This is a genomic window from Xenorhabdus hominickii (assembly GCF_002632725.1).
Taxonomy (GTDB): Bacteria; Pseudomonadota; Gammaproteobacteria; order Enterobacterales; family Enterobacteriaceae; genus Xenorhabdus; species Xenorhabdus hominickii.
Window position 1 is genome coordinate 204,338 of the sequence record NZ_NJAI01000003.1, and the last position, 13,084, is coordinate 217,421.

The window sequence follows — 13,084 nt, forward strand, 5'->3', positions numbered from 1 at the left end:
TAGGTAATTAGTTAGATAAATGTCGGGTAAATGATAATGAGTCAGTTAAGCATCAAACTATCCAGATATGCCTTGCTGGTGTTGTTTCTTTTTGGCGTTGCTGGTCAGCAAAGTGCATATGCAAAAGATAACCTGAGTCAAGATGTCAAAATTACGCTAACTGTCCTTGCTCCTACTTGTTCTATTAAGGCAGAAGATAAAAGTATGGAAGTGGAGTTTGGGAGCATTCTTAACAGTGATCTTTACCTGAGGCATCGCACGATAGCCAAGCCATTCTATCTGCGTTTAGAGAATTGCGATCCTCGTATAACAAAGCGCTTAAAAATTAAATTCTCAGGGCAAACAAGTTCAGAGCTACCGGATTTGTTGGCCTTTAGTTCAGCTAGTAGCGCGAAAGGTGCGGCCATTGGTATGGAAAAAGTCGATGGTACGCCGATGCCGTTCAATAAAACCAGTGAATTCCCGTTACTCGCCAATAGCAGAAATAATGTGATCCCGTTCCGGGCTTATGTGCAAGCGGAGCCGAGCGCTCTTCAACGGAAGAAAATTAGTACGGGTCCATTCAGTGCAACTGCGACTTTTGAAGTTAATTACGACTAGTCATGCTGACTGGTTTTTCATCCACGATCTTTAGCCAGAGTTTGATGCATTTGGAAAATAAGTTATGTGCCATATTAAGAAATCGTTGTTGAAGCTAACGGCTCTGTTGTTTTTATTAAGTGCCACACATGTCTATGGTGGGGCTTATGTTATGCCGGTGAATACTATTAATCAATCGAATGGCAACATCCTAACGACCATGGAAATTATTGCCTGGACAGAGGAAGAGGGGATCCCGAATGATTGTTATGGATGGAGCAAATGCTATGTTGGCCCCGATGTTCAGTATCGCACCGGCGGCCAACCCGGTATGTATGGCTCCTGTCATGATGCAAAGGTATGCTTAACTGATGCACATAAATACCGAACCACCGCAGAGGTTATGCGAGCCTATAAACGTCAGTTTGGGATACCTAAACGAGTGACATTTTCCATTCTGAACGTAAATGCGGACTGTGTAGGTTTATTTTATGCTGACAGTCTGTTCGAGAGATATGGTAATGCTCAACAATTTCGGGGCTCTGTTTGCAATAAAATGCCCCCTCTGAATCAAAGCTGTGAACTCAGTCTGCCTTCTGAAATTGCTTATGGGGAATTAACCGCGCCAGAAGTGAATAATGCGACCCGTTCCATTAACGGTCAATTTAAATGTGCTGTCTATAGTAATCAAATAATGCTGCAAACTAAGTCAATCAATAATGAACCAAAAGTTTATCTCGATACTAATAAGCAAATGTATTCGACATTGCAGATTAATGGGAGAAATGCAGCAGATGGCGTGAATGTTACCGCTCAAGGGCGGAATGTGCCTACGAATTTCACGCTGACATCAATGCTGCACACCATAACTCCACCAAAAGCCGGTAAGTATGAAGGTACCGCAATAGTTTATTTAATTTATTTATAAATCAAGAGTAAAAATATTATGCAAGTCAGTATGCTGGTAGGAAAAAGAATCCAAATGAGAAGGAGAGAAATTGGAGTGACAGCAGCAGAGCTGGCAGACAGAATTGGTGTTAGCCATCAGCAATTGTCACGTTATGAACGAGGAACCAATAAAATCAGTTTGGAGCATTTAGTTGATATTTCTATTGCTTTAAAGACTCCCGTTGATTGGTTTTTAGAAGATTGCTTTCGTAGCCCTGCCGCCCACATGAATAATCAATATTCCTATGTTGCGGAAACAGTATTGGGTTCATATTGACCTCAATTAGAAAAAACATTCAGGCATCAAAATTCTAAGCCATTCCTTAATCGGAATGGCTTTTTTTTGACCAATATTCATAGGGCAACATAAGATCTTTACACATCAAATGGTTAACATTTAGTACCAAACTGTCAACTCAAGAAGATTAGGCTTGGTTTGATTATTATTTTGGTTAGTTATTCCAACACTATTAATAGTTTTGATTTATATGGCTTTCGATGTCGCGCAATTTAAATTTTTGCTCAACATAATAAAAAACATGAAAATTTTTATGAGAGATAAATAAGATATAGAGTGAAAAAAGAGGAGATATTTTTCAGAAATGAATCAAAGAGTTGATTTGTTTTTGGTGAGAAAAGTTAAGATGTATCAAGTTGAAATGGTGGGGTAATTGATGGGTTGACAGTTTGGTACTAATTGTTGACAATTTTCGTTTTCCTCTTTCCAGCCATATAGTCTCGAAGCGACCAGCATTACTCGCGGTGTAGCGAACGGTATGACGAATATTTCGATGGCCTAAATAGTCTTGAATCAAGCGGGTATCCACGCCATTGTCCGCCAGAGCATAGCCACAAGAGTGTCGTAACATGTGCGGATTCGCGCAAACCGATAAATTAGCCTTTAAACTGGTCTGCCGGATGATTTTATAAAATTGCTGGCGCGACATGCGTGTTCCTGTTCGTGACAAGAATAGCCAGTCACTCTGTTCACTATTTTTATAGCCTTGGCGCAATGAAAGCCATTTCCGTATTAGCTGAATTTCTCTCGCAACCATAGGATGGATTGTGGAAAAACCATTTTTCAGGCGTTGTACACGTAGTTTTTTCCCTTCCAAATCGACATCGGATAGTTGTAATCCAAGCAACTCAGATACCCGGAAACCATGAATAAATCCCATGAATATCATGCAAATATTACGGTCAGCATGAGGGTGCTTTTCGAGCTCCTTAAGTAATACTTCAATTTCTGAGTGAGTTAAGTATTTACGCTTTAATATGATATTTGACACAGTATTCGACTCCTTATGATGATCAAAGATGCCTACTATGATTGTTGCTGATTATTCCTAGACTGCAATATTAAGCTTCATTAATTAACAAAAACTCACGAAAACGGCTTCCTTACTCGTTGGATTTCCAACTTTGGGGAAGCCGTTGTTTTAGGAGGATACTATCAAAAAAATGACGGTATTTGATTTCCGTTAGTTATGGGAAGCTATCAGGCAATTTTCGCGTGCATTTCCTGTACAGAAATGACTTGTTCAGTCGGATCTGCACTGAGTGCCAACGTTGTTGCAAAGCCGCCATTCAGGGTTGTGTCATAATGCACTTTATATTGCAGTGCGCTGCGACGCAGGAGTTTTGAATCTTCAATCGCCTGACGGCCAGCCGTGGTATTGACAATATAGTCATATTCACCATTTTTGATTCTGTCCTGAATGTGTGGACGCCCTTCGTGGACTTTATTGACCAAACGAGGGTTAATACCCGCTTCACCCAATACAATCGCAGTACCGTGGGTCGCATCCAGTTCAAAACCGTGCTTCAGCAATTTCGCAGCCAAATCAACGATACGTTCTTTATCTTCTTCGCGTACAGATAACAGCGCCCGGTTCTGCTTGCGCATGGTGGAGTTACTTCCCAGCATGGCTTTTGAGAAGGCTTCAGCAAAGGTACGACCAACACCCATCACTTCACCTGTAGAGCGCATTTCTGGCCCGAGGATCGGGTCAACACCCGGGAATTTATTGAATGGCAATACCACTTCTTTCACGGAGTAGTAAGGTGGAATAATTTCTTTTATCTCACCTTGTTCAAGCAGGGATTGGCCTGCCATCACGCGTGCTGCAATTTTTGCCAATGGCCGACCTGTTGCTTTGGAAACGAATGGCACAGTACGTGCTGCACGTGGATTCACTTCGATCAGGTAGACTTCGTTGTTCTTCACGGCAAACTGCACATTCATCAAACCACGGACGCGCAGTTCAAAAGCCAGTTTTTCAACCTGATGACGCATGACGTCCTGAATTTCCTTGCTTAATGTGTAAGCAGGTAAAGAACAGGCTGAGTCACCGGAGTGAACACCCGCTTGTTCGATATGTTCCATGATGCCGCCAATCAGGACTCTCTCGCCGTCACAAATCGCATCAACATCCACTTCAATGGCATCATCAAGGAAACGATCCAGCAGGACAGGGGCATCATTAGATACGCTTACTGCGGTTTGGAAATAACGGCGCAGATCTGATTCGTCATACACAATTTCCATCGCCCGTCCGCCTAATACATAGGAAGGACGAACCACCAGCGGATAGCCAATCAAATTACCTTTTTCAATGGCTTGTTCAATGGTGGTCACGGTAGAGTTCGCTGGCTGTTTCAGTCCAAGGCGATTAACCGCTTGTTGGAAACGTTCACGGTCTTCCGCACGGTCAATTGCATCAGGGCTGGTACCGATAATAGGTACACCAGCAGCTTCTAGCTCACGAGCCAGTTTCAGCGGAGTCTGGCCGCCATACTGAACGATAACGCCTTTTGGCTGCTCAACACGCACGATTTCCAGCACATCTTCCAGCGTAACAGGCTCAAAGTAGAGACGGTCGGAAGTGTCGTAATCGGTTGAAACGGTTTCTGGGTTACAGTTCACCATGATGGTTTCAAAACCATCTTCGCGCAGAGCCAGTGAAGCGTGTACACAGCAGTAATCGAATTCAATGCCTTGTCCGATACGGTTCGGGCCACCGCCTAATACCATGATTTTCGGCTTGTCATTGTTCGGATTAGCTTCGCATTCATCTTCGTACGTGGAGTACATGTAAGCGGTGTCAGTAAAGAATTCTGCCGCACAAGTATCAACACGTTTATATACCGGATACAGGTTATGATCATGGCGCAACTTACGAATTTCTTTACCAGAAATACCCACCAGTTTAGCCAGACGGGCATCGGCAAAACCTTTGCGTTTAAGATGGCGTAGGAAATCAAAGGTCAGGCCATTCACGCCTTGTTCTGCTACCTGTTCTTCCAGACGAACCAGTTCTTCAATCTGCACCAGGAACCAGCGGTCAATGTTGGTCAGGTTAAAGATGCCATCAACAGACATACCTGCACGGAACGCATCAGCAATGAACCAGATACGATCAGAACCAGCACTTTTCAGTTCACTGCGAATTTTGGTCAGTGATTGTGGATCATCCAAGTTGACTTTGGGATCAAAACCGATTACGCCGACTTCCAGACCGCGAAGGGCTTTTTGCATGGATTCTTGGAAAGTGCGTCCAATCGCCATCACTTCACCAACCGATTTCATCTGAGTCGTCAGACGGTCATTACTGCCTGCAAATTTTTCGAAGTTAAAGCGAGGAATTTTGGTAACGACATAGTCAATGGATGGCTCAAAAGAGGCAGGAGTACGTCCACCAGTAATGTCGTTCATCAATTCATCAAGGGTATAGCCGACGGCCAGTTTTGCCGCGATTTTTGCGATTGGGAAACCTGTTGCCTTGGACGCCAGTGCCGATGAGCGGGATACACGCGGGTTCATCTCAATAACAATCAGTCGGCCATTTTTCGGATTCACGGCAAACTGAACGTTTGAACCGCCTGTTTCTACACCGATTTCACGCAATACCGCCATCGAAGCGTTACGCATGATTTGATATTCTTTATCGGTCAGAGTCTGAGCGGGAGCGACGGTGATGGAGTCACCGGTATGAATACCCATTGGATCGAAGTTTTCAATGGAGCAGACGATGATGCAGTTATCGTTTTTATCCCGCACTACTTCCATTTCATACTCTTTCCAACCAATCAGGGATTCATCGATCAGTAATTCATTGGTCGGAGAGAGGTCTAAACCGCGTTCACAGATTTCTTCGAATTCTTCACGATTGTAGGCAATACCGCCCCCGGTTCCACCCATGGTGAAAGAAGGGCGAATAATACAAGGAAAGCCAACATCGTTTGCGACTGCCAGCGCTTCTTCCATTGTGTGAGCGATGCCAGAACGCGCGGTATCCAGACCAATTTTTTTCATCGCTTTGTCAAAACGTTGGCGGTCTTCTGCTTTATCGATAGCATCAGCAGTGGCACCAATCATTGTAACGCCGAATTCGGCCAGTACGCCCTGACGTTCCAATTCCAATGCGCAGTTCAGTGCAGTTTGTCCACCCATGGTTGGCAAGACGGCGTCCGGACGTTCTTTTTCAATGATTTTGCGCACGACTTCCCAGTGGATTGGCTCGATATAGGTCGCATCTGCCATTTCAGGGTCGGTCATAATGGTTGCTGGGTTAGAGTTGACCAGAATGACACGATAGCCTTCTTCACGCAGTGCCTTACAAGCCTGAGCGCCGGAATAGTCAAATTCACAAGCCTGACCGATAACAATCGGGCCTGCACCTAAGATCAGAATACTTTTAATATCAGTACGTTTTGCCATTTTTTCTTTTCTCCTGATTATTTGGTGTTCTGAACGTTATTCTGACGATGCAGCTCAATTAGCTCGATAAAATGATCGAACAGAGAGTCAGCTTCATGCGGGCCAGGGCTGGCTTCAGGGTGTCCTTGAAAACTGAATGCTGGCTTATCAGTACGATGAATGCCTTGCAGTGTTCCATCAAAAAGGGATTTGTGCGTTACGCGCAGATTGTCTGGCAGTGAACTTTCATCAACAGCAAAACCGTGGTTTTGTGCGGTGATCATGACGACATTGCGATCCAGATCTTTAACGGGATGGTTGCCACCGTGGTGACCGAATTTCATTTTCACGGTTTTTGCACCACTGGCGAGTGCCAGCAATTGGTGCCCCAAACAGATACCAAATACAGGAATATCGGTATTCAGAAACGTTTTGATTGCTTCGATAGCATAGTCACACGGCTCCGGATCGCCGGGGCCATTGGACAGGAAAATACCATCCGGCGCCATTTTCAGTACTTCGTCTGCGGAGGTTTTTGCAGGTACAACAGTAACGCGGCAGCCGCGATCTACCAGCATACGCAAGATGTTGCGTTTTACACCAAAATCATAAGCCACAATGTGGTAAGGCAATTCTTGTTCTTCGCGAGCTTCTGGCAAGCCACCCGCTAATGTCCAGCTTCCTTGTACCCATTGATAAGATTGTGCAGTCGTCACTTCTTTCGCGAGATCCATGCCTTTCAAGCCAGGGAATGCTTTTGCTTTTTCCAATGCAACTTGGGTATCTGCCTCATTCCCGACGATGATGCAGCCGTTCTGCGCCCCTTTTTCTCTCAAAAGGCGGGTCAGTTTACGTGTATCGATATCAGCAATGGCGACAATGTTGTGACGTTTCAGGTAATCAGACAGATTTTCTTCACTGCGGTAGTTACTGGTCACTAAGGGTAAATCACGAATGACCAGGCCTTGGGCTTGAATGGTTGGGGATTCTTCATCAGCGGCATTGATGCCGACATTACCAATATGGGGATAAGTAAGAGTAATAATTTGGCGGGAATAGGAAGGGTCGGTAAGTATTTCTTGATATCCGGTCATTGAGGTATTGAAGACCACTTCTCCAACAGCCACACCTTCTGCACCTATGGCGCGACCGTGAAATTGGGTTCCATCTTCCAGAACCAATATAGCTGACTTAATCAAAACGCCCTCCAGAATGAATAATCAGTCTCATTTACTGCATATTAATTCAGAATTGACACTTAAAATCAATTCGAATCATCATTTTTATCAAAATTTTGGCAAATTGCGCGCATTCTAATGAGGAGAGGGGGGCTTGTCTACAAAAAATGGCATTTTTATTGGCTTTTTTACATCTTTCAGCCTTGTATTGGGTAAATATGGCTGAAAAACATAAGGAAAGTAGCATGGATAGTTGATTACTGTAAGAGAAAATTTAAAAACAGAAAAAAAGTAGGTTTTTTTCATGTCCGAAGAAAAAAATTAACAAAAAGGTGACTTTTAATCATGAATTTAAGTGGTAATTCTGGTAATTATATTAAAATATTAAGTAATTATTAAATTGCACGGTTAAATATAATTAATCGTGCAATTACAATTAGTTAAAATTTAATATTTATTACAATTTGTCTAAATTAAGTACGTCTTTCATATCATAGAGTCCTGCTTTTCTTGCTTTAAGCCATTTTGATGCCTTTATAGCGCCATTGGCGAAAGTCATCCGGCTTGAGGCTTTATGGCTTATCTCTACACGCTCTCCGATATCTGCAAAAATTGCAGTGTGTTCTCCGACAATATCACCTGCTCGTATGGTGGCAAATCCAATGCTGTTCGGATCACGTTCTCCAGTATGGCCTTCACGAGCATACACTGCACAGGTTTTGAGATCGCGACCTAAGGTATTGGCGATGGATTCACCCATAGCTAGCGCTGTTCCTGATGGGGCATCCACTTTATGGCGATGATGGGCTTCAATAATTTCGATATCCGTATTCTCCCCCATAATGGTCGCCGCTTTTTCCAGTAATTTAAGTACCAGATTGATTCCGACACTAAAATTCGCTGCAAAAACAATAGGAATTTCACGGGAAGCTTCTTCAATGGCTTGTTTGCCTGCATCATCAAAGCCTGTTGTACCAATGACCATCGATTTTTGATACTGCCGACAAATAGAGAGGTAAGCTAATGTGCCTTCCGGGCGGGTAAAATCAATCAATACATCAAAATGTTCAATGACATGATTCAGATCGTCACTGATAGAAACCCCGTTCTTACCAATTCCTGCCAGCTCTCCGGCATCCGCTCCCACTAATGAAGAGCCGGAACGCTCCAGTGCTGCGCCAAGTGTAATGCCATCCTGCTGCTGGACAACTTGAATAAGATTGCGTCCCATACGCCCACCTGCGCCTACGATCGCAACACGAATATCTGTATCAGCCATAAGGCCCTCGCTATAAGTCATTTTTAATTGAGGTGATATGCAAATTGTTTAACAGCTTAACTGGCAACCGCAGGCTACGCCAGATTTAGGGGAAAACCATTAGAAAAATAGAGATCAGGTAGTTTGTTATAAAAAATACTAAATAGCGGATACATGTTACATATCGCTATTTTTCTGTCTCAGGCAACTTTTCTGCCTCAGGTAACTCGTAATGATTAGTCGTCAGGTTCTTAGCCTCCATTTTATCTGAGGTGATTTCCTTACGGAGACGTTCGGCCAGAAACTCTATAAACACTCTTAGTTTTGGTGGTAAGTGTCGTGTTGGTGGGTAAAGTATCCAGAGTTCCCCCGTATAGTTGGCTTTAAAACTCCAATCAGGCAGAACCTGAACTAATCGCCCCTGCTGCAAAGCATGTTTAGCGGTAAAGTACGGCAAACTGCCAATGCCGATATGTTGCAGTACGGCATCAAGCCGTACCCCCGTATGATTGGCCGCATAACGGCCATGGATATTAACAGTGGCTACTTTGTTGCCTTGACTAAACTTCCAGCGTGAATCCCCAGGTTCTTCTCCAAGATAGATGCAGCTATGAGTTTTCAAGTCGTGCGGATGCTGTGGAGTGCCGTGCTCTGCGAGATATTCAGGTGTTGCACATAACATATGCCAAATATTCAATAAACGTCGTCCCATAAGACCCGGGGGAGGTTGGTCTGTAATTCGGATAGCGAGATCAACCTGATCGTCTATCAAATCGACATAACGATCATCGAGCCGTAAATTCACATCCACTTTGGGATATTGAACAAGGAAAGCCGCTATATGAGGATGAACAACGAAACGTCCAACTGCTTTAGGAACACTGACACGTATTATACCTTGTGGTTCACGGCTAAAATTTCCTGATACTGCCATAATCTCTTGAGCAGCCTCCATCATATTCAAGCAATGTGCGTAAACTTCTTGCCCACTTTCACTTAAGCGTAGTTTACGTGTTGTTCTCTGTAAGAGACGAGTTCCAAGCGCTTTTTCTAGCTTAGCTACAGAGCGGCTAATGGCGGAAGGTGTTGCTGCAAGTTGACGGGCTGTTTCGGAGAAACTACCCGTTTCAACTACTTTTGCAAAAATGGCCATTTCCCGCATCAAGTTTATCGTGCTATTTGTGCTCATAAGTCAAAAATTATTTGATCTTTTAATGGATTATCGAAAATAAGTTTATTTAATACAATTAGGTAACTTACTCATATAAAAGAATACTCATTATGTCTGAACGCCTTTATTTATCCAGTCCCATACTGACAGGGGAAGTTGAAATCTTAGATTGTTCTCTTTGTGATGATGAACGTTATGCAGTTCAATTAAAAGAAACGCCATTTCATCCTCAAGGAGGAGGGCAACCCAGTGATACTGGCTGGCTTAACGATGTGGAAGTTATCCATGTTACGTTAGAGAATAACAAAATAATCCATTACACAACACATCCAATAAATACAGGAATGGCTTTTGCCAGAGTTGATGACAAGCGCCGTCAATTGCATTCAAGATTACACTCGGCAGGCCACCTTATTGGTCATATTGTCGAACAGCTGGGGTGGCATCCCATCAAAGCGCACCATTGGCCCGGAGAAAGTAAGATTACCTTCAAACCAGGAAATCATGTGCAAGTTTTTTCAGTTGAAGAACTACAAGCAAGATGTGACCAACTTATCTCTGAAGATTTACCTTGCCAAATTATTATGCGGAATGATGGATTTCGAGAGGTTGGTTTTGGCGAATTGATGCCTTATCCTTGTGGTGGAACACACGTAGTGTCATTAAAACAAATTCATAGAATTCTGATAGAGACTATAAAGGAAAAGAAAGGCAGATTATCTGTGCAATATAATGTGGTATTTCCATCGTAATTCATGTATTAATAGTCAACACTCTATTTTTTACTGGAGTATAAAACATAATTAACATTTGATAGTGTAAAAATATTTATTTCCGATGTTAATTTAAATTTTAAATGATATTAATGGATGGGTGTTAATCATTTGATGCAATGAAAAATCAGTAAGTTAAAGTAAATAATCATATGGGAGTGATATGATGTTCAGATCAAAATCTTTTAATATTAATCAGCCCGTCGCATTGAATTCACTACCTCATTATAATTCTGTACCTAATATGAAATTCATATCAGTTAATGTAAGATCATCGATAATAATCAAAGAGGTTGATAAAAATGAGGCGTTAAATACAACTAATATGCTTATTAACGAAACCATGAATAAAGAATGGAGATATGAGAATTCTGTTGGTTTTCTTAATGATGATGATGAAGAAAAAAAATGGAATGACAGATATAACAGCGCAAATTATATATTCAAGCAAATATCTATTTCAGCGAAGAGTGACATTGATAAAAAAAACAGACCAAAAGATAGCATTTTTTTTGCTGCATATTTCAAAGGGGTACCTATAGGAGTTTTACAATTTTCCCCTCAGAATAAAGATTATCCTGAATTACCGATCGTAGATTATTTGGCTACTCATTGTGGTATTCGAGATTGTGGTGTTTTACTAATAGAGTGTGCAGTAAATAAATCACAACAATTAGGAATGAAAGGAAAACTAATTCTTTCTTCAGTAAAAGCAGCTAAACAGCTATATATTAGTATGGGTTTTACTCAATTAGATGACGAAGTATATTTACAGCTAAATCCTAATGAAAGTAGTAAATGGTATTTTATAAATAATTGTTATAAGTTCATAGGTTAATAAATTAATGAGTTTGCAGGAATGTGGATGCTAGCTGATATCGTGGAAGTGTTTAAATTGAGCATCCAAGATACCATAGTATATTGTATACTCGGCTTTTTGTTGGTGATTGTGTCGGGGTTAATTGCTTAAACCTTCCAACCCGAAAAAGCCGAGTTTCAATTTACGCAGACCTGATATTAATTGACTTCTTTCACTTCAACACGTAATTCTTTTGGTACTTCAAAAACAATATTTTCTTCGCGGCCATGCAGTTCGTTAACTGTTTGCGCACCAAAAGTTTTCAAACGTTCGATCACCTGCTGAACCAAGATATCCGGCGCAGATGCTCCAGCAGTCACACCCACTGCACTGACGCCTTCAACCCACTCTTCTTTAATATCATCAGCAGAGTCAATTAAATAAGCTGGCTTGCCTACTCGCTGTGCTAGTTCTGCCAATCGATTTGAGTTTGATGAGTTTTTGGAGCCGACGACCAAAACTACATCAGCACCTGAGGCCAAGTCACGTACGGCTTCCTGACGGTTAGTTGTGGCGTAACAGATATCATCTTTACGTGGCCCGATAATATTCGGGAACCGGGCATTAAGTGCATCAATCACTTCTGATGTGTCATCGACAGAAAGCGTTGTTTGTGTCATAAAGCAAAGGTTGTTTTCATCCTTTACTTGCAGTTTCCACACATCTTCCGGTGACTCGACCAGATACATACCGCCTTCTGGGTTATTGTATTGACCCATTGTGCCCTCCACTTCAGGATGACCAGCATGTCCGATCAGAATCGCTTCTTTGCCTTTACGACTGGCTCTTGCAACTTCCATGTGTACTTTAGTGACCAATGGACACGTCGCATCAAACAGCATAGTTAAATTACGGGAGCGGGCTTCGGCACGGATAGCCTGGGATACACCGTGTGCGGAAAAAATCAGAATCGCCCCATCAGGGACTTCTGAAATTTCTTCAATGAAAATGGCTCCACGTTCCCTTAGATTATCAACAACATAGCGGTTATGAACCACTTCATGACGAACATAAATGGGAGCACCGTACAATTCCAACGCACGTTCTACGATGCTGATGGCACGATCTACACCAGCACAGAAACCACGAGGGTTAGCCAGCAATATTTGCATGGGTTTCCTCCAACTGAGGGTCAATTTCCAACACTTCAATATCAAAAGTGATGTTTTGTTCAGCCAGTGGATGGTTAAAATCAACCGTAATGGAACCTTCAGCAACTTCTTTAACCAGCCCCGGCATTTCACTGCCGTTCATGGCGGTAAATAACATAATGGTTCCCACTTCAGGGGTTCCGGCATCGGCAAAATCACGCGGGGTAAAGTATTGCACCAAGTCAGGGTTGTGTTTACCAAAAATGGTTTCACCCGCCAACGTGAATTGGTGTTTATCACCCAGTTTTAAGCCAAGAAGCTGTTGTTCCAGTGGTACGGAGAGGCTGCCATCACCCAAACGGAATAATGCAGGCTTGCCTTGACTGTAAGTTGAATCTGCCGTTGAACCATCATCCAGCTTTAACGTGAAGTGTAATAAAACCGCACTGTGCGCTTGCACCTGCATTGACATATCGCTCAAACCTTTTAATCAAAAACGATTGCAAGTATACCCTCTATCTTTCAAAT

At 42.5% G+C, this 13,084-nt stretch carries 12 protein-coding genes; 5 read left to right on the forward strand and 7 right to left on the reverse strand.

Annotated elements, in window-relative coordinates; translation table 11 throughout:
• Positions 1-36: 36 nt before the first annotated feature.
• The 3 genes from Xhom_RS44665 (at position 37) to Xhom_RS44655 (ending at position 1,804) form a co-directional block, all read left to right on the forward strand.
• A complete protein-coding gene (locus tag Xhom_RS44665; protein WP_069316944.1) occupies positions 37-600 on the forward strand; it encodes a fimbrial protein in 564 nt (187 codons plus the stop codon).
• A gap of 64 nt (positions 601-664) precedes the next feature.
• The gene (locus Xhom_RS44660; RefSeq protein WP_069316943.1) at positions 665-1,507 is read left to right on the forward strand and encodes an MrpH family fimbial adhesin; all 843 of its coding nucleotides are present in this window, start codon (positions 665-667) and stop codon (positions 1,505-1,507) included.
• Between the two features lie 18 nt (positions 1,508-1,525).
• Complete coding sequence (locus Xhom_RS44655) at positions 1,526-1,804, forward strand: helix-turn-helix domain-containing protein (protein ID WP_069316942.1); 279 nt, start codon at positions 1,526-1,528, stop codon at positions 1,802-1,804.
• 319 nt (positions 1,805-2,123) lie between these two features.
• Here the strand turns inward: Xhom_RS44655 and Xhom_RS44650 are convergent, their stop codons facing one another.
• The 5 genes from Xhom_RS44650 to Xhom_RS44630 all read right to left on the reverse strand — a co-directional run bounded on the left by Xhom_RS44650 (position 2,124) and on the right by Xhom_RS44630 (position 9,851).
• A complete protein-coding gene (locus tag Xhom_RS44650) occupies positions 2,124-2,804 on the reverse strand; it encodes a tyrosine-type DNA invertase (protein ID WP_084023335.1) in 681 nt (226 codons plus the stop codon).
• A gap of 221 nt (positions 2,805-3,025) precedes the next feature.
• Complete coding sequence (carB, locus tag Xhom_RS44645; protein WP_069316941.1) at positions 3,026-6,247, reverse strand: carbamoyl-phosphate synthase large subunit; 3,222 nt, start codon at positions 6,245-6,247, stop codon at positions 3,026-3,028.
• 17 nt (positions 6,248-6,264) lie between these two features.
• Positions 6,265-7,425: a glutamine-hydrolyzing carbamoyl-phosphate synthase small subunit gene (carA, locus tag Xhom_RS44640; protein ID WP_069316940.1), complete on the reverse strand. Its 1,161-nt coding sequence runs from the start codon at positions 7,423-7,425 to the stop codon at positions 6,265-6,267.
• A gap of 436 nt (positions 7,426-7,861) precedes the next feature.
• The gene (gene dapB, locus Xhom_RS44635; RefSeq protein WP_069316939.1) at positions 7,862-8,683 is read right to left on the reverse strand and encodes a 4-hydroxy-tetrahydrodipicolinate reductase; all 822 of its coding nucleotides are present in this window, start codon (positions 8,681-8,683) and stop codon (positions 7,862-7,864) included.
• A 166-nt stretch (positions 8,684-8,849) separates the two neighbouring features.
• Positions 8,850-9,851, reverse strand: a complete 1,002-nt coding sequence (locus tag Xhom_RS44630) for a LysR family transcriptional regulator (RefSeq protein ID WP_069316938.1) — start codon at positions 9,849-9,851, stop codon at positions 8,850-8,852.
• 92 nt (positions 9,852-9,943) lie between these two features.
• Here Xhom_RS44630 and Xhom_RS44625 point away from each other — a divergent pair, with 92 nt between their 5' ends.
• Both Xhom_RS44625 and Xhom_RS44620 read left to right on the forward strand, forming a co-directional pair.
• A complete protein-coding gene (locus Xhom_RS44625; RefSeq protein WP_069316937.1) occupies positions 9,944-10,585 on the forward strand; it encodes an alanyl-tRNA editing protein in 642 nt (213 codons plus the stop codon).
• A gap of 184 nt (positions 10,586-10,769) precedes the next feature.
• Entirely contained in the window at positions 10,770-11,444 is a 675-nt protein-coding gene (locus tag Xhom_RS44620; RefSeq protein ID WP_069316936.1) for a GNAT family N-acetyltransferase, read from the forward strand.
• A 179-nt stretch (positions 11,445-11,623) separates the two neighbouring features.
• On the opposite strand, the gene ispH is transcribed toward Xhom_RS44620, so the two are convergent.
• Both ispH and fkpB read right to left on the reverse strand, forming a co-directional pair.
• Positions 11,624-12,577 carry a 4-hydroxy-3-methylbut-2-enyl diphosphate reductase gene (gene ispH, locus Xhom_RS44615; RefSeq protein ID WP_069316935.1) on the reverse strand — a complete coding sequence of 318 codons (954 nt, stop codon included), beginning with the start codon at positions 12,575-12,577 and terminating at the stop codon, positions 11,624-11,626.
• Entirely contained in the window at positions 12,558-13,028 is a 471-nt protein-coding gene (gene fkpB / locus Xhom_RS44610) for an FKBP-type peptidyl-prolyl cis-trans isomerase (protein ID WP_069316934.1), read from the reverse strand. The genes ispH and fkpB overlap by 20 nt, the downstream gene beginning before the upstream one ends.
• Between the last annotated feature and the right edge of the window lie 56 nt (positions 13,029-13,084).